This is a genomic window from Streptomyces sp. NPDC000941 (assembly GCF_053599555.1).
Genome location: NZ_JBSFMM010000049.1, coordinates 40,461 through 57,304, shown reverse-complemented (window position 1 = coordinate 57,304; position 16,844 = coordinate 40,461). Strand labels below are relative to the sequence as shown.

At 68.4% G+C, this 16,844-nt stretch carries 16 protein-coding genes; 4 read left to right on the top strand and 12 right to left on the bottom strand.

Going from position 1 to position 16,844, the window contains the following annotated elements:
- Nucleotides 1–107 precede the first annotated feature (107 nt).
- From ACWDSL_RS18230 to ACWDSL_RS18220, 3 genes are read left to right on the top strand one after another with little or no spacing between them, the layout of a single operon-like run.
- Complete coding sequence (locus tag ACWDSL_RS18230; RefSeq protein ID WP_450486488.1) at nt 108–1,151, top strand: hypothetical protein; 1,044 nt, start codon at nt 108–110, stop codon at nt 1,149–1,151.
- Nucleotides 1,148–2,245: a hypothetical protein gene (locus ACWDSL_RS18225; RefSeq protein WP_450486486.1), complete on the top strand. Its 1,098-nt coding sequence runs from the start codon at nt 1,148–1,150 to the stop codon at nt 2,243–2,245. The genes ACWDSL_RS18230 and ACWDSL_RS18225 overlap by 4 nt, the downstream gene beginning before the upstream one ends.
- The gene (locus ACWDSL_RS18220; RefSeq protein WP_450486484.1) at nt 2,245–2,433 is read left to right on the top strand and encodes a hypothetical protein; all 189 of its coding nucleotides are present in this window, start codon (nt 2,245–2,247) and stop codon (nt 2,431–2,433) included. Before ACWDSL_RS18225 ends, ACWDSL_RS18220 begins: the two co-directional genes overlap by 1 nt.
- Before the next feature lie 3 nt (nt 2,434–2,436).
- Here ACWDSL_RS18220 and ACWDSL_RS18215 read toward each other — a convergent pair whose 3' ends face one another.
- Genes ACWDSL_RS18215 through ACWDSL_RS18160 form a run of 12 tightly spaced genes read right to left on the bottom strand, consistent with a single transcriptional unit; the run spans nt 2,437 to nt 16,228 of the window.
- Nucleotides 2,437–3,933, bottom strand: coding sequence for an FAD-dependent oxidoreductase (locus ACWDSL_RS18215; protein WP_450486482.1), 1,497 nt, complete (start codon nt 3,931–3,933; stop codon nt 2,437–2,439).
- Nucleotides 3,930–5,864 carry a squalene--hopene cyclase gene (gene shc / locus ACWDSL_RS18210; protein ID WP_450486480.1) on the bottom strand — a complete coding sequence of 645 codons (1,935 nt, stop codon included), beginning with the start codon at nt 5,862–5,864 and terminating at the stop codon, nt 3,930–3,932. Before shc ends, ACWDSL_RS18215 begins: the two co-directional genes overlap by 4 nt.
- Nucleotides 5,854–6,273 (bottom strand): DUF2834 domain-containing protein, encoded by a 420-nt coding sequence (locus ACWDSL_RS18205; protein WP_450486478.1) that lies wholly within the window; start codon nt 6,271–6,273, stop codon nt 5,854–5,856. Before ACWDSL_RS18205 ends, shc begins: the two co-directional genes overlap by 11 nt.
- 1 nt (nt 6,274) lies before the next feature.
- A complete protein-coding gene (locus ACWDSL_RS18200) occupies nt 6,275–7,774 on the bottom strand; it encodes a flavin-containing monooxygenase (RefSeq protein ID WP_450486476.1) in 1,500 nt (499 codons plus the stop codon).
- Between the two features lie 20 nt (nt 7,775–7,794).
- Complete coding sequence (locus ACWDSL_RS18195) at nt 7,795–8,688, bottom strand: 1,4-dihydroxy-2-naphthoate polyprenyltransferase (protein WP_450486474.1); 894 nt, start codon at nt 8,686–8,688, stop codon at nt 7,795–7,797.
- Complete coding sequence (gene ubiG / locus ACWDSL_RS18190; RefSeq protein WP_450486472.1) at nt 8,682–9,392, bottom strand: bifunctional 2-polyprenyl-6-hydroxyphenol methylase/3-demethylubiquinol 3-O-methyltransferase UbiG; 711 nt, start codon at nt 9,390–9,392, stop codon at nt 8,682–8,684. The genes ACWDSL_RS18195 and ubiG overlap by 7 nt, the downstream gene beginning before the upstream one ends.
- 24 nt (nt 9,393–9,416) lie before the next feature.
- On the bottom strand, nt 9,417–10,475 hold the full coding sequence (locus ACWDSL_RS18185; protein WP_450486470.1) for an LLM class flavin-dependent oxidoreductase: 1,059 nt from the start codon (nt 10,473–10,475) through the stop codon (nt 9,417–9,419).
- Nucleotides 10,475–11,545, bottom strand: a complete 1,071-nt coding sequence (locus ACWDSL_RS18180) for a methyltransferase (RefSeq protein ID WP_450486468.1) — start codon at nt 11,543–11,545, stop codon at nt 10,475–10,477. Before ACWDSL_RS18180 ends, ACWDSL_RS18185 begins: the two co-directional genes overlap by 1 nt.
- Before the next feature lie 12 nt (nt 11,546–11,557).
- The gene (kynU, locus tag ACWDSL_RS18175) at nt 11,558–12,826 is read right to left on the bottom strand and encodes a kynureninase (RefSeq protein WP_450486466.1); all 1,269 of its coding nucleotides are present in this window, start codon (nt 12,824–12,826) and stop codon (nt 11,558–11,560) included.
- A gap of 15 nt (nt 12,827–12,841) precedes the next feature.
- Nucleotides 12,842–13,660, bottom strand: coding sequence for a tryptophan 2,3-dioxygenase (locus ACWDSL_RS18170; RefSeq protein ID WP_450486464.1), 819 nt, complete (start codon nt 13,658–13,660; stop codon nt 12,842–12,844).
- A 1-nt stretch (nt 13,661) separates the two neighbouring features.
- Nucleotides 13,662–14,516, bottom strand: coding sequence for an alpha/beta hydrolase (locus ACWDSL_RS18165; RefSeq protein WP_450486462.1), 855 nt, complete (start codon nt 14,514–14,516; stop codon nt 13,662–13,664).
- A complete protein-coding gene (locus ACWDSL_RS18160) occupies nt 14,513–16,228 on the bottom strand; it encodes a polyprenyl synthetase family protein (protein WP_450486460.1) in 1,716 nt (571 codons plus the stop codon). The genes ACWDSL_RS18165 and ACWDSL_RS18160 overlap by 4 nt, the downstream gene beginning before the upstream one ends.
- A gap of 453 nt (nt 16,229–16,681) precedes the next feature.
- Between ACWDSL_RS18160 and ACWDSL_RS18155 the strand changes: the two genes are divergently transcribed.
- Nucleotides 16,682–16,837: a hypothetical protein gene (locus ACWDSL_RS18155; protein ID WP_450486458.1), complete on the top strand. Its 156-nt coding sequence runs from the start codon at nt 16,682–16,684 to the stop codon at nt 16,835–16,837.
- Nucleotides 16,838–16,844: the final 7 nt, after the last annotated feature.

Here is a 16,844-nt window from a genome sequence, read left to right as displayed (position 1 = left end):
GCCGTGGCACCGCCACGGCTCACCACTCCGCGCGCATGAACAACGCCACACACCACACACCCACACGAGAAACACAGAAGCCCTGTGATCACCATGGGAGCCGTTCTATGACCGTTCGTTCCGCCTGGCATCTGCCCACCGGCCAGACCCGCGAGGACACCCGGCTCGCAGTCGGCCTCGGCATGGCGTCCGCCGGGCCGCTGCTGACCCGCGCCGGGTGTGTGTTCGGCGGGCTGCAGCTCACCGGCACCGCAGCCACCAGCATGCAGGCCAAACTCTCTCCCGGGCAGGTGTGGATCGCGGGCACGTCCACCGGTTCGCAAGGTGGTTACCCGGTCACCGTCGACTCCGACACCCTGCTGACCGTCGCCGACGGGCACGCCAGCCTGCCGCGCGTGGACGCGCTGGTCGTACGGGTCTACGACAACGACTACGACGGCCTCGGCAAGTACGAGGCCACCCTGGAACTCCTTCAGGGCACCCCGGCCGGTTCCCCCACCGCCCCGGCCGTGCCCAAGAACGCCGAACTCCTCTACGAGATCGCCGTTCCCGCCGGGGCGTCCGCCGCCAAGGGCATCACCTGGGCCTCCGCCATCACCGACCGCCGCCGCTACACCGCGGCGCTGGGCGGCATCGTCCCCGCGGTGGGCGGGGCGCCGCACAACGGGGCGTACGTCGGGCAGTACCGTGACGTGGGCGGCCGGCTGGAGCGCTGGGACGGCGCCCAGTGGACGAAGTTCATTCCGAACGCGGTGCTGATGCACACCGCGGACTGGGGCGGCACCACCTCCACCTCGTATGTCGAGGTCCTTCCCATCGATACCACCGTCCCCCTCGTCGCCACCTTCACCGCCCCGCCCTCGCGCTGGGTGTCCCTCACCTTCGGCGCCTTCTCGGCCGCCGACGGGGACACCACCGCGTACATCTCCTTCAGGATCAGGCTGCAGAGCGGCACCGAAGTGCTCGCCCCCTCCGACGACCGCGCGGCGATCCTCGTCGGCCCGGCCAGGGCATCCATCTCCACCTGCTTCCCGGTGGGCAACCTCACCCCCGGCGCCGTCTACACCGCGACCGCCACCTACCGGTCCTCCGTCGCCGGTACGCGCGCGCACTTCGACAACCGTTTCATCCGCATCGACCCCGTGGCGTGAGTGCCGTGGACGCCCGCTACCGCGCCGTGTTCACCGATCTGCGCACCGACCAGGCCATCGATGTGCTGCCGCTGCAAGGCGTGGAGTACGACGACTACCTCGGCAAACCCGGATCGCTCAGCGCGACCCTGCCGGTGCCCGACGCCCGGATGGCCCGGCGCGTCCGGGAGCTGGTGGAGGGGCGCACCGCCGTCTATCTGGAGCGCGGGGACGAGGTGTGCTGGGGTGGCATCGTATGGACCCTGACCCCGGCCACGGACGACCGGGGCAGCACGACGGTCGGGCTGCAGGCGGCCACCTTCGACTCGTACGCGGGCCGCCGCTATATCCGCGCGAACCTGAACTTCTCCGCGGTCGACCATCTGGAGATCGTCCGTGGGTTGTGGGAGTACATGCAGGGGGCCGAGGGCGGCCGCATCGGGGTGGAGTACGAGACGACGGCCCCGACCGTGTCCCGTACGGTGGCCTACCGCGACGGGGACGAGACCCTGGTGGAGGAGGCGATCGGGCAACTGGCGGCGATGGAGCCCGGCTTCGAGTACCGGATCGCGGTGTACCGGGATCCGGTGACGGGACGGCGGGTGAAGCTGCTCCAGCTCGGCTCGCCGAAGATCCAGGTGGGCAGCCAGCCCGTGATGCTGGACCTGCCGGGCGATGTGCTGTCGTACGCCTTCCCCCGCGACGCCACGCGCGGCGGGACGACCGCGCGGGCCAGGGGCGGTACCCCGGAGGGCGGGGCGAGCGGTCCGGTCCTGTCCGGGGAGCAGGTGGCCCAGGACCTGATCGCGGCCGGGTTCCCCCGGCTGGACACCACCTCCGACCACAGCAACGTCACCGACAGGGCGACGCTCGACGCGTTCGCCCGCTCCGAACTCGCCGCCCTGCGCGGCCCGGTGGTCATCCCCTCGGTCCGGATCCGTCTCGGCTCCGACACCACGCCCGCGCTGCTCGGCACGACCGTGCGACTGCGGATCAAGGACGTGTGGTTCTCCGAGGGCCTGGACGCCCGCTATCGCGTGGTCGGCATCAAGGTCACCGCCCCCGAGCGGGGACGCCCGGAGACCGCCGATCTGTATCTGGAGGAGACAGACTGATGGCGAACCTGCCCGAGGACATCGTGGACCGGATCAGGGCCCTGGAACGGCAGGTCCACCGGCTCACCACCTACGTCAACAGCAAACCCGGCATGATGCCGGCCACCCTGGCGGCAGCGGAGCCGCCACCACCCCCCGCCCAGGAGCACCCCGCGGACGAGCCGCCGCCACCTGGCCCTGCGATCTGAGGTCTACGGCTGCCCGCCGAGGTCGTGCTCGGCGGTGGCCGCCGACCCACGTCCCCGTGGCCGCCTGGCCAGCAACCGGACGGCCGCGGCGACCGGGGCGAGCGCCACCCGCAGGCCACGGGCGGCCGAGGGGTTGACCGTGCTGATGTCGTGGATCCGCACCCGCGGGGCGTCGGGACGCAGCGCCCGACGGACCGACTCGGCGGCGGCCAGCCCAGACCGGACCGCGCCTTCCATACCGGCCACGCCCGGCGGGGCGGCGCAGAAGTCCCCGGCGATGTGCAGATTGGCCAGTGCGGTCGAGCTCACCGGCCGGTACTGGTCGGAGCCCGGCCCCGGGGCGAAGAACGGCTCCGCGAAGTGCGGCTGATAGCAGACATGCTCGATGTCGTCCCAGGTGAGCGTCGGCACATAGCTCATCAGCTCCTCCACCAGGACCTTGACCGCCTCGGTTTCGGACAGCTCCGCGAGCCGCGCGACACGGCCGACCACGCAGTTGAGGAGGGTGGTGCGGTGGCCTTCCCAGACCTGACCGACGTCGATGAGGGTGATGGCATGGCGCGAGCCGACCAGTCGTATGTGCTCGTCCGGCAGCCCCGGCAATCGCCGCCGCAGATATATGTGCAGCGCCCCGAGCGGACGGGAGCGCAACTCGTTGACCCCATGAGGCGGTTGCAACGTACCGGTGACGTCGGGGCCGAGCCGTGACAGGCGCCCGTGTGGGACCGCCAGCACCAGGTGTCCGTTGACCTCCTCGACCGCGGTGTCCCCGTCGCGCACCGTGATGGTGTCCAGACGATCGCCGGCCACGGAGGCCTCGAGCAGTTCCACACCGGTGCGGACCTCGACGCCATCGGCTTCCAGGCGCCGACGGAAGGGGCCGATGAACCAGGTGTGCAGATCGCCCTTCGGCATCCGTATGCGACCGGGCTGCCCGGAGAACGCGGCGATGCTGCCGCGGAAGGCCGCCGCCGACGAGGCCCGGCTCTCCGCGGCGCTGGACGCGACGAACAGGTGCTCGATGTCGGCGATGGCCGTGTCGGTCAGATACCAGCGGCTGTGGAGAAAGTCGTGGAAGGATTCGTCGTGGCCCTCGTACCGCTGGGCGAGCAGATCGATCAGCCCGTAGTAGAACAGCAGCCGGTCGGCGGCCGGTGTGACCCCCGACCGGATGTCCTTGACGAAGTCCTCCAGTGTGAAGAGCGACCGGAAGGTGCGGAAGGTGGGGAACTCACCCGGCATCAACTGGTAGAAGTTGTCGCACTCGCGCAGGTTGTCGACGATGCCCAGCTCCTCGACGAGGCGCAGCGCATTGCCGTACCAGGCGGGGAAGATATGCACTCCGTGGTCCTCGACCCGGTTGTCGATCACTCGCGATCCGGCCATTCCGCCGAGTTCCGGTGCGGCTTCCAGCAGCCGCACCGGCACTCCGAGCCTGCGGATGGTCCACGCCGCCGTCATCCCGGCGAGGCCGCCCCCGATCACGGTCACACTCGTCATCGCCACTCCGTTCCGTCGGCGCTGGATGTTCCATCGATGCGGGCCGATCCGCCCATACCGGCCCGGTAGGCCGACATGGCCATGACCGGATAGACAAGGCGCAGCAGGGTGTCCCGCCAGTACAGGCCGTCGTGGTGGACGACCCAGGTGTGCCACGGTTCTGCCCAGTCACCGTCGACCTGCTGGGTGCGGATCAGGAAGTCGAGGCCGGCGCGTACCGGCTCGCTGTCGGCACGTCCGGCGGCGATCAGCGCCAGCAGCGCCCAGGACGTCTGGGAGGGGGTGCTGTCGCCGGTCCCGATCCACGCAGGATCGTGCAGCGCGCGGATGTCCTCGCCCCAGCCGCCGTCGTCCTGCTGGTGTGCGACGATCCAGGCGCACGCCCGGGTCACGGTCGGGTCGGTGCCCGGGACCCCGCAGGCGGTGAGTCCGGTGACCGCGGCGCTCGTACCGTGCAGGTGGTAGCAGGCCCACCAGCCGGGCCACGATCCGTCAGGACGCTGGTTGCGGCGCAGCCATGCGACGCCGCGGCGGGCGGCGGGAGTGTGCGCCCTGCCATCGGCGCCCAGCGCCTCCAGCACATGCCCGGTGATATCGGCGGACGGTGCTTCGAGGAATCCGATCCGGGCGAGTGCGTCGCGTCCCGGCAGCTGCCAGCGCATCGGTTCGAAGGCCGTCCAGCCGCCGTCCTTGCTCTGCTGGGACAGCATCCACCGGCAGGCGCGCGCACAGGCGTCGTCGACGGCCGGGTTGGTGCCGCGCGGGTGGAGCCGGCGCAGCGCGGCCACCGCGAAAGAAGTGTCGTCGGTGTCGGGGTTGGCGTCGTTGGTGAACTCGTACGGCCATCCGCCGGGGACCGGGTCCTTGGTCAGCACGGCCCAGTCGCCCAGCTCGGTGACCTGGCTGGTGAGCAGCCAGCGCACCGACCGCTCGGCGGCGGACCTCGCGTCGGGGTCGCCCGTCATGGCGGCCGCGGACATGGCGAGGGAGGTGTCCATGACCACCGAGGTCCACATCTCCAGCCGGCGCTGCCCGTTCCTGGTGACCACGTACCGGTCGAGCGCCGCCATCGCCGACTCGACGACCGGATGGTCCTGCCGGTAGCCGACGGCGTCCAGGCCCACCACGACATTCGCGGTCTGCGGCCAGTTGCCGCCCCAGCTGCCGTCCCGCTCCTGGGCGCGGACGAGCCACTTGGCGGCCTTGCGGATCGCCCGGCGGCGCAGGAAGCCGATCGGATGGCGGGCGTACCAATGGCTGAGCGTGGTCGCGATCCGTACCGCGCGGGGCCTCGGCAGCTGCCGGGCGGTGGCCACGGGCCGGGCGAACAGCTCTTTGATGTCGAATCCGGCCGGGGTGACCGGGCGGTGCGCCATGAACAGGCTGTTGGCGACGACGACGCCACGGGCGGCGGCGCCGATCTGGTAGATGTTCCCGGGAAATCTGCTGGGCAGCAGGACGAGCTCCGGCGGGATGAGCGGGATGTCGCGCCACGGCCACAGCCCGATGAGGGCCAGCCACGCGAGCATCGTCGGATTGTCGACCGCCTCGACGCCGCCGTTGCCACGGATCGACTCGGCCGCCGCGCGCATCGCCGGTTCGTCGGGGTCATGACCGGCGAGTCGCAGCGCGACATAGCAGAAGACGGACAGCAGGAGTTCGTCCGGCCCCTTGTGATAGCTCGCCCAGCCGCCCGTGGCCGACTGCTCGCCGAGGATCGTCTTCGCGGCGGCGGTGGTCACAGCGTCATCCGACAGCCGTAGAAAATGTTGCAGTATGACCTCGGCGGCCTCGCCGATCAGGCTGGTCTCGAACTCCCCCTTCCAATAGCCGGCGGGGTCCTGGCGCCGCTGGAGCGCGCCGACGGCCAGGGCCAGGGAGCGTTCGATATTTTCGGTGAATTCGGTGAACTCGATGGCGTCAGTGGTCATCGCTGCCTTTCTCTCGTGATTCCGCGGACAGCCGTGCGGATGCGGTTGGGGCGCCCTTCGCCGCGGACGCGATTTTCAACTGGCGGATGAACATGAAGAGCGTGAAGCTCACGCACAGCGCCAGCAGCGGGGCGCCGATGATGTACGCCCAGACGTACCGGATCCCGAGCCGCCGCGCTTCGACGACCATGAATCCCGCGAGCGCGATCCACACGAGCGTCAGATCCGCGTAGATGAGCCGGGACGCCGCATTGGTCATCGCGTCGCGCAGAAAGTCCTCCACGACCCCGAACAGGCCGTCCTCACGGTGTTCCAGTACGAAGGCGACGATCAGCGAAGTCATGACCAGGAAGCCGCCGACGGTGAACAGCCCGTAGAACAGGCACAGTGCGCGGTCCCTGTCACGCATGTCAGCCGACCACGTCGTAGCGGTAGTCGTCGAGGTCGAAGCGTCTGGCGCGCCGAGCGGCCTCGTACGTCGTCGCCGGCCGGACGGCCGGTGCGTCTCCGCGCCCGTCGAAGTAATAGCTGTTCGACCCCCTGCATCTGTCGCTGGCGAAGATGGTGTTCCGCTGTCGGCGGAGCGTTTCCTCAAACGACCTGTCATGTTTCTCCGGCCGGATCACCACCTCCGTGGCGCGCCGTCGCCGGGCCTCCTTAATCACTCGCAGCGCATGCATGACTTGGTAGTCGATCGCGCCGAACCAGGACCCACCGGTGAAGGAGTACGGCCCGACGATGAACCACAGATTCGGGAAGCCCTTGACCGAACTTCCCTCGTACGCCTGAAAACGCTCGGTCCGCCAGAATTCCCGGATATCACGGTCATCGGTGCCGTGCATCGGGAAGGGCGGCAGATTCTCGAGGACATGGAATCCGGTGGCCAGCACCAGCACATCGAGTGCTCGCTCTCCGCCGTCCACCGTGCGGATGCCGGTCTCGGTGATCCGCTCGATGCCTTCGGTGATGAGCTCGACATTGTGGCGGGTGAAGGTGCGCCAATAGCCCTTGGCGAACGACGGTCGCTTGCAGCCCAGCGCGTACGCGGGCGTGAGCTTTTTCCGTAACGCACGGTCGCCCTTGACCTGGCTGCGCAGATAGAGCCGGGACACCGCCTCCCCGGCCCGCACCAGAAAGGGGAACTGACGGTGGTGAACCATGGCGATCACAAAGCTGAGCTCGGTCACGGCATCCGTGAGCAGCCGTACCGTCCGCTGCGTCCACGGAGCGGTCCGAAACAGCCGGCGGACGGCCGCGGGCAGCGCGAAGTCCGGCTTCGGGAACAGCCATATCGGGGTGCGCTGGTAGACATGGAGCCGCGCCACCCGAGGCGCGATCGCCGGGATCACCTGCACCGCCGATGCCCCGGTGCCGATCACGCCCACGCGCCGGCCGGCCAGGTCCAAGGACGGATCCCATGCCGCGGTGTGTACGACATCGCCCTTGAACCGGTCCAGTCCCTCGATATCGGGCGCCTTCGGCCGGGTGAGCCACCCGGTGGCACAGATGATGAACCGCGCCGTGATCGAGGTGCCGTCCCCCAGGAAGAGCTGCCACAGGTGTTCCGACCCGCGGTACTCGGCCCGCGTGACCTTCGCCTTCAACCGCAGATGGGGCCGGATGCCGTACTTGTGGACACAGTGGTCCGCGTACGCCTTCAGCTCCGCTCCGGGAGGAAAGACCCGAGACCACGACGGGACCGGCTCGAAGGCGAAAGAGTAGGAGAACGCGGTGATGTCCACGGCCACACCCGGATATCTGTTGGTATGCCAGGTGCCACCGACACCCTCCTGCTCGTCCACCACCACGAAGTCGTCGATACCGGCCCGCCGCAGTCCGATCGCCGCGCCGATACCGGCGAACCCGGCGCCGATCACCACCACTTCGTGCTCCGGAGTCACCGGCGCCACCGGTGTTCCCCTCCGGGCGGTCATCGGGCGAGGCCGATCGCCAGCAGGGCCCCGAAGGCGAGCAGCAGCAGACAGGTGTGCTCCAGCGCCGCGATCAGGTCGGCTCCGCGCGCCCCGGTCACCACCCGGCGCAGGGGGAAGACGGCGAACGGAACGGCGGCGAACACCAGCAGCGCCCAGGGCCGTGTCATGGCCAGGGCCGGCCCCCACGCGAAGGCGGTCTCGACGCAGAACACGTAGAGTCTGCGGGTCCGCCGGTCGCCCAGCCGCACCGCCAGGGTGATCTTCCCCGCGGCGGCATCGGTCGGGATGTCCCTGAGGTTGTTCGTCACCAGCAGCGCGCATACGAGCAGCCCGATGGGGATCGCCGCGCTGAGCGCGAGCAGCGGCACCCGGCCGAGCTGGATATAGGCCGTGGCGCATACGGCGATGACCCCGTGGAACAGGAACACGCTCACCTCGCCGAGCCCCCGGTAGCCGTAGGGCCGGGAGCCGCCGGTGTAGAACCAGCCGCCCAGCGCGCAGAACGCCGTCAGCGCCAGCAGCCACCACGAGATCGTCACGGCCATGAGCACCCCGGTCAGGGCCGCCAGGGCGTACAGCACCATGCCGCTGCGCAGCACCTGCCGTGGCGCCGCCTGCCCGGATCCGACCAGCCGAACGGGTCCCACCCGGTGGGTGTCGGCTCCCCGGACGCCGTCGCTGTAGTCGTTGAGGAAGTTCGTGCCGATGACGAAACAGAGCGCGAACACCACCGTCAGCGCGGCGCGCCACCAGCTCACCTGGCCGAGCGAATGGGCGATCGCCGTGCCCACCGCGATCGGCGCGAAGGTCGCGGGCAGGGTCTTCAGCCGGGCCCCGATCAGCCAGTTGCGTACGGCGCTTCGGGACGGCCGCCGCTGAGCGGTCACCATTTCGTCCCCACACCCAGAAAGAGAACGGCGGTGGATTTGGTGCGGACCATACGGACCTCCTCGCGCCGCCGCGCCAGGAAGCGGATCCCGTCCCCGAAGTGCGGCCGCAGACCGAGCAGTTCGAGCTCCACGCCATGCGCTCGCGCGACGTGGGTCAGCCGCGCCCGGTTGACGAAGAGGCGGTGATCGTGGGTGCCACGCGGCGGCCGGCCCGGAACGGGCAGGTTCTCGGCGATCGTGATGGACACCAGCCGGGCCACCCTGGTGTCGGCGATGGTGTCGACGATCAAGGTGCCCCCGGGGCGCAGGACCCGGCACAGCTCACCCACCACCGCGAAGGGGTCCGGTACGTGTTCGAGGCACTGCCCCGCCGTGACCACGTCGAACGACTCGTCGGCGAAGGGGAGCACGGCGATATCGGCCTGGGCGACCGCGTGGAAGCCATGGTGGCGGGCCTCGCAGAGCGAAGCGGCCGACAGATCCACGCCGATCACGTGGTATCCCTTGCCGGCCAGATGCGGGCCGAACAGGCCGCCCCCACAGGCGACATCGAGGAGCAGGGCCTGTTTGTTCTGGGGTACGGGGACGAAATCGGCCCGGGCACGGGCGATCCAGCCGAGCGGGGCAAGCGGTCCCCGAGGGTCCCACCATCGATCGGCGAGACTGTCGTAGTCGGTGATGAAATTCCTTCGGAGCCCTGACACGATCACCATCCGGGAGGGCGCAGGCTAAGCCTGCTGAAGCCTTGGCATGACATGTTCGGCGAACAATTCGAGCGAGCCGCGTGCGAGTTCGGGATCGATATCCGAGAAATAGAACTGGATACTGGCCGCCTCGAAACCCCCGCACGCCGCGTGATAGTCGAGCAGCATCGTGGTGATCTCGTCGGGTGAGCCGACGAGCGCGGAGCCGCGCTCATGGAGCCGGTCGAAGTCGTCCTGGCGCAGCTTTTCGATCATCTTCTCGTAGCCGGGATAATCCGCGCTCCGGACTCCGGTGGTCCATTCGCTCGCGGCCTCCGCCAGCATCCGCAGATAGCGATTGATCGGTTCACGAGCGAGGGAGCGCGCGGTTTCGCCGTCGGCCGTGCACAGCATATGGAACGCGAGCATGACGCGACCGTCGCCGGGGTGCCCGGCCTCCTTCCACGCGCTCCGGTAGACATCGAGGTTTTCGCGGAGCGAATGGGGAACCACCGGCTGGGCCATGATGCCGTACCCGAGCTCACCGGCGAGCCGGAAGCTCTCCTTCGAGGACAGCGCGGCGATCCACAGCGGAGGATGAGGCCGTTGCGTGGGCCGGGGGAGGGATGTGGTCGGCGGGAAGTGGTGGAACCTTCCGTGGTGGGCGACCTCCTCCTCGGCCAGCAGCTCCCGGACGACCCGTATGCCTTCGTCGAAGCGGCCCCGGCTCTCGTCCATGTCCACGCCGAACCGCTGGAACTCATGGGGGAGAAAGGCCCGCGCGAACCCTATCTCGGCACGGCCCCCCGAGATGGCGTCCAGCATTCCGATCTCGCCGGCCAGCTTGAGCGGATGATTGAAGGCGGGCAGCACCGCACCCGTGATCAGTTTCAGCCGACGGCTGCGCTGAGCGGCGGCGGAGAGAAAGACGATCGGGTTCGGGGAGTATCCGCCGTATCTGCGGAAGTAGTGCTCGACGATCCGCACATGCTGAAAACCGAGCCGGTCGCCGAGTTCGACGAAGTCGAGGCAGCGCGCGTAATACTCGGCGGCGCCGCGGTCGCGTTCGTCGACATCAGGGAAGAAAGCCAGGCCAACGTCCATCATTTCACCCCTCCGGGTGCGCCGGGCGTGCTTTTCCTCGCCGCGATCAGGCCGTGCGGAGTCCAGGTCTTCCCGGGCAGCCGCATCACCTCGCAGAACCCTGCGTCGGCCAGCCACTCTTCGTACTGCGCCCAGTGGTAGATCACGCTGTTCCCCGTCGGCAGCGTGGCGAAGTAGACGTTGTCGAGTGCGGCGTACAGCGGGCCGTCCCCGGTGTCGTCGGACATGGCGCTGAAAATCAGCACCCGCCCGCCGTCCGGCAGCGCTTCATAGGCCTTGCGCAGCAGCGAGCGGTTCTCCTCGGGCGACCAGATGACGAGCTGGTTGGCGAACAGCAGACAGTCGTGTCCCGTCGGGAAGGGATCGGCGAACATATCGCCCTCGACGACGCCGACGCGATCACTCAGACCCTCGAGCTGGATCTTGTGCTGTGCGATGGCCGCCGTCCCGGGCAGATCGAAGACGGTGAACGCGACACCGGGGTTGGCCATGGCCAGCGCGATCGAGTTCACACCGTCACCGCCGCCGACGTCGAGGACGTTTCCGACCCCGGAGAGATCTGCGTTCTCCACCAGGATCGGATTCGACAGCGTCGACCAGGACTTCATACAGCGGTAGAAGAGCCGCGACAGCTGGGGGTGGCCGGTCAGCCGCCGGTACAGATCGTCGCCGTCGCCGGGGATGTGGCGCAGCCCGACATTGGTGTTCTGCCGGAGCGAGGCTACGAAATCGAGGGCGGCGGGGCCGGTGACCTTCTGCTGGAACTCGGCAAGGTCCTCGAAGATGTCCCAGGTGCCTTGCTGGAACAGCTCCTCGACGAGCCCGCCGTTGCGGTACCGGCCGTCCGTCCGGACGGTCAGGCCGAGGGCGGTCGTTCCGAGCAGCAGGATCTGCACCGGCCGCGCGTCCAGGCCCAGCTCCTTCGCCACCTGTGACGGGGACAGCGCGGGTCGCCGTCGCAGCAGCCTGAACAGCCCCAGCTCACAGCCGGCGTGCAGCATCTGGAACGCGCCCGCGCCGAACAGGATGCCGACCAGGTCGTCCTTCGTCAGTGGGCTCTTGGTGGTCACCGATCATCCCTCTCAGGTCACACGGGACATGTCGACGGGCAGTTGCTCATAGCCGCGGCTCTCGACGAGGGCGCGCAGCCGGTCGAGGCCGTCCCAGACGTCGACGAAGCGGGTGTAGAGCGGGGCGAACCCGATCCGCAGCCGATCCGGCGGACGGAAGTCGCAGATCACCTTCTTCTCCGAGCGAAGGCCACGGGAGATACGGGACGCCTCGGGGTGCGCCAGCGCGATATGTGAACCACGCCGGGCCGGGTCGCGTGGAGAGGCGAGCCGGAAGCCGTGCGGCGCCAGCCACTCCTCCGCCAACTCGACGGCGAATGCGCCCAGTTGGACGGACTTCTCGCGCAGCCGGCCGATCGGCACCCGCTCGATGACGTCCAGCGCGGGCTGGATCGCGGCCAGGGAGAGCAGTGGGGGAGTGCCGACCAGGAAGCGGTCGATGTCGCCCACCGGGTCGTACACCTCACCCATCCGGAACTGGTCGCGCTGTCCGAACCATCCCCAGACCGGCTGCCGCAGTTGTCGCTGGAGGTCCTTCCGCACATAGAGAAAGGCGGGTGATCCCGGCCCGCCGTTCAGATACTTGTATGTGGAGCCCACGGCGAGATCCGCCCGGGCCGCCCCGAGTCGCACCGGAATCACACCGGCGGCGTGGCTGAGGTCCCACAGGACGAGTGCCCCGGCGCGCTCGGCGGCGCCGTTCACCGCCGCCATGTCGAGGAGAGCTCCGGAACGGTACGAGACCAGCGACAGCACCACCAGGGCCACGTCGTCGCTCAGCGCCCGGCGCAATACGTCCAGGTCGAGCCCCTGGTCGGGATCGGAGCGCAAGGTCACCAGACGGAGCCGCCGCTGCTCGGTCAGGCCTTGCAGGATGTAGCGGTTGGTGGGGAAGTCGTCGATGTCGGCCACGATCGTCCGGCGCCCCGGCCTGGCGTCCAGCGCCGCGGCGGCCAGCTTGTAGAGATTCACCGATGTCGAGTCGGAGATCACCACTTCGCCCGGTCGGGCGCCCAGTGTGTGGGCCGCGAGCCGGTCGCCGAGTCGCCGGCTCCAGTTGATCCAGGTTTCCCAGGAGCGCACCAGCCCGGCACCCCAGCCGTCGCGCACCACCTGCCCCAGAAAACCGGCGGTGGCGGTCGGCAGTCGGCCGAGTGAGTTGCCGTCGAGATAGATCGTCTCCGGCTCGGGGCAGACGAACTCGTGCCGAAACGCCCGCAGTGGGTCGGCGGCATCGAGGTCCGCGGCCGTGTCGCGTGCCACCTTGGTCTCTGTGCTCATGCCGTTGTACCTCCCTCACTCACCGGTGGACCTGATCGACCAGAGCTCAGGGAAGAACCGGTGTTCCGCGATGGCGGCGAGCCACGGTGACCCCTCGGTCCCGCCGGTGCCCGGCCTGTTCCCCAGCAGCCGTTGCACCGTCACCAGATGGGTGTAGCGCCAGCGCGCGAACAAGTCGGCCGTGTCCATCAGCGCCTCGGCGAGCAGAAACAGATCGGGGTGGCGGCCGGGCTGCTCGTAGATGAGCCGCCAGGCGGCGGCAACCCTTTCGTCCGGCTGGTACGGCAGCGAGAAATCGCGGTCGGCGTGGACCGACGGGATGTCCAGGCCACGCCGGGCCAGATGGCGGATGGCCTCGTCGTACAGGCTCGGCTCATGCAACTGGGCCAGCACCTCGCCGTACCTCGACGTGTTCTGGTGGGGCCCGAGGAGTTGGGGGTTCTTGTTGCCGAGCAGGAACTCGAGCCGGCGGTACATCACGGACTGAAACCCGGACGCGGGGCCGAGCGCGTCCCGGAACGAGGCGAACTCTCCGGGGGTGAGTGCGCCGAGGGCGTCCCAGCAGGACAGCAGCAGCCGTTGTACGCGCCGGGCGCGACGCAGTGTCCACCGCACCTGGTCGAGCCGGTCTGCCGCGAGGTGGTCGCGGGCCGTGCTGAACTCCGTATGGCAGAGTTTGAACAGCAGTTCCTTGACCTGGCTCAGGATGATGAAGCCGGGCTCGGTTTCGGCGCCGGTCCTGGGATGCTGCAGCGACAGCAGGGTGTCCATGCGGGCGTACGCCGCATAGGGGGTCTCGCCGTCGCTTGCGGGCTGGTGGCCGTTCGGGCGCACGCTATCCCTCCTCGATGTCATGGATGCGCGTCAGCACGGCCTTGCCGAGTGCGGTGTGCGGATTCCCCAGGTCGTAGGGGAGGTCGAAGTGGTTGCGCGTCGGGCATACGAGCTCGGTGATTGCGTGGTGCCGCCGCAGCAAGGCCGTCATGGTGTCGTGCTGGCGGATGAACTCCCCCGTCTCACCCCCGCCGCGGGCGATGACGATCGGCGGAAGCCGCTCGGGCAGATGATGGATCGGGCTGTTGCGCAGCGCGGCATCGGCATCCAGCCCCAGGGCGTCGTTCACATACGTATGGCGCAGCGGCTCCAGGTCATAGATGCCGCTCAGCAGAGTGGCGCCCGCGATCCGCCGCGCGTCGTCCCGGATGAGCGCCATCGCCACGAGGTGTGCGCCCGCGGAGCTTCCGCTGAGATGGATCCGCCGTGGATCGATTCCGAAACGAGGGGCGTTGGCGTGGAGCCATGCCACGGCCTCGCACACCATCGTGACGATCTCATCCAGGGAGTAAGCGGGCGCCAACCCGTACCCGAGCGCCGCGAACGCGATGCCCTCGGCGATGAAGTCCGGGGCCGCGAAGGCTGACTGCTCCTTCGTGACCTCCTGCCAGTAGCCGCCGTGTACGAACACCTCGAGAGCCGATGCGCCGCCCTCCACGGGGAACAGATCGAGCCGCGCTTCGGGAGACGCGCCGTAGCGGAGGTCGGTGAGCGGGGTGTGCTCGTGGTGCGCGGTGGCGCTGAGGGTGGCGTACTCGTTCAGATAGAACCGCAGGCTCGGGATGACGGAGCTGGGCGAATACTCCCGGTCGAGATCCGCGCGGCTGAAGCCCGGGTAGCTGTTGCCGTTGCTCATGCGCCGACCCCGTGTTCCGCGCATGCGCGCTGAAACAGCTCGACGAACAGTGGCTCTATGGCGTCGCTGCTGGGCTTGTAACGACTGGCGAAGCGCCGGTGATACTCCTCGAACCATTCCTTCCGGTCTTTGAGGAACAGAACGTCGTGCAAGGCCATGGGCCGGATCGCCACCAGCGGCACCGGTGAGCGATTGACCGGAAGCCCGGGATTCCTCGCGGCCGGCTCCTCGCAGAGAGGGTGGAACTGACCGATCATCATGCCTCGGCGCACCGCCGCCGACTTGACGGCCCGATGTGCTTCATCGAGCAGATGGCACTCGGTCGGCGCCAGATCGGGCATGGCCACGAGCAGGCTCCGTAACGCCGGGTTCGAGCCTTCCCACTCGATCAGCTCGAACTCGTCGAGCGTGTGGCGGACCATGTCGATGACGGTCCCGACGACGGGGGCCGACCCTACCGTTCGCACCCGGATCTCCAACGACCCCGCCCGCAGCGACGGCGCCACGAACGGGCACACGGCCCCGCCTCGTCCGAGACGGTCGTTCGGTTGGGCGATGTATCCGTTCAGCCAGTCGTGGATCAGCGCCTTCGTCGTGCCATACGAAGGAAGGGCCTCCGAGTCGGAACGAACGCCGCCGGAACGAGCGGTACCGGAACGAGCGGTGTCGGGCTGTGCCAGCAGTGCGGGGTGCTGGGATGCGAGCCGGTCGACCAGGTTGCGCAAATAGCGCCCGATGATCGGCGCTCGATGGACAAAGGACGGATGTGACTCCACAGCGCGCAGGGCGTCCGTCACATGCCGCTGTGCCACATCCGCGGCCCGGCTGATCGCTCCGGACTCATGTATGAGGGAAAGAACTTCCTGACACCGGTCGGCGGAGAGTGGCTGCTCGCGCAATGTCGGAAGCAAGCGATCCGGAAAATCCTCGATGGCATAGATCACCGGGAGTGTGTACACGCCGTTGAGCAGATCTTTGGCGACTTGCTTTCCGGTTTCCTCGCTACAGATGTCGAGGATGTCGTCCCAGATCTGAAACGCCATGCCGAGGTTGTGACCGAAACTCTCCAAGGCATCGTGGACGTCGTTGTTCGCATCGCACTGCAGTGCGCCCATCGTGGTGGCCGTCCGCATCAGGCGCGCGGTCTTTCCCGAGACGGCGGTGAGATAGTCCTCTTCGGTGCGAAGAGGGTCGAAGAGCTGACTGGACTCGAGCATCTGCCCCACGCATACGTCGATCAGCGTTTCAGCCATGGACATCATGCGCGAAGTGCCGAGGGAGGCTGCGGCCTGCATACAGCGGGCGAGGAGATAGTCGCCGGTGAGCAGTGCGATGGCGTCCCCGTATTTCGCGTTCGTGGTGGACCGCCCGCGCCTGATCTGCGCATCGTCGATCAGATCGTCGTGGTGGAGAGTCGCGATGTGCAGAATCTCGACGGCGGCGGCCGCATCGATCACGCGGTGGTGCGTGGCCGCGCCGGTCTCACCTTCGAGGAGATATGAGGAGAGCAGAACGAGAGTGGGCCGCAGAAGGCGACCCGTATGCTCCACGGCATACATGATCGGGTCCTGAATTTTATGATGTGGCGGGGTTACCAAAGCGCGTAGTCGCTCTCTGACCTGCGCCAAGTCTTCTTTTAGCTGTTCTTGAACCTGAGCGAGTTTGTCGTCGAGCGGGTATTCTTCTGCGATCAGAGCCGGAGTGTCCGTCATCGATACTTCCTTCAGCTGCGACACCGTGGAAGTCGTGCCACGGGCCAGGGGGCATCGACAAGACCGCGCCAGGGTGTGGTGATCGTGGTTCGGGAAATCAAAGAAAGCGGTTTGGCGGGATTGTGTGCGGCTGTGTGTGGCTGTGCGTCCCCCCTGTGCGACCCACGGCAAGGATTCTCCGCCCCGGAGTTCCGGACTGTCATTGACCGTCGGCGCACAGACCTTTGGCATTCCGCGCAACGGCGTCCGCAAAGGCGGACGCAGCGCGTCGGCGTGAACGCGTCGTTCCGTATTCCGTGGCGACCAGGGTGTTGTTGGCCCGAGCGTCCTCGGGATCCTTCGGCGCCCCCCACACGCCGGGTCCCGTCAGCTGCAGCGCGGCGGCTCGATGCGGTTGATCGTCTGCTCGCTCCGGGCCCGGACCTCGTGGCAGCCGCCCGATCGCGGACATGCGTGACCGCGGGCGGGGACATGTTCGCCACCATGTGTACGGCGTTCGCCGTGCGGCGCGGTCTGGACGGTGGCCTCACGGCGCGCGACTTCGTCGAGTTCGCCACGGTGGACAGCGTCTTCGTCGCCGGGAGGGAGGGCGGTGCCCCGACACAGTGAGTGCGTG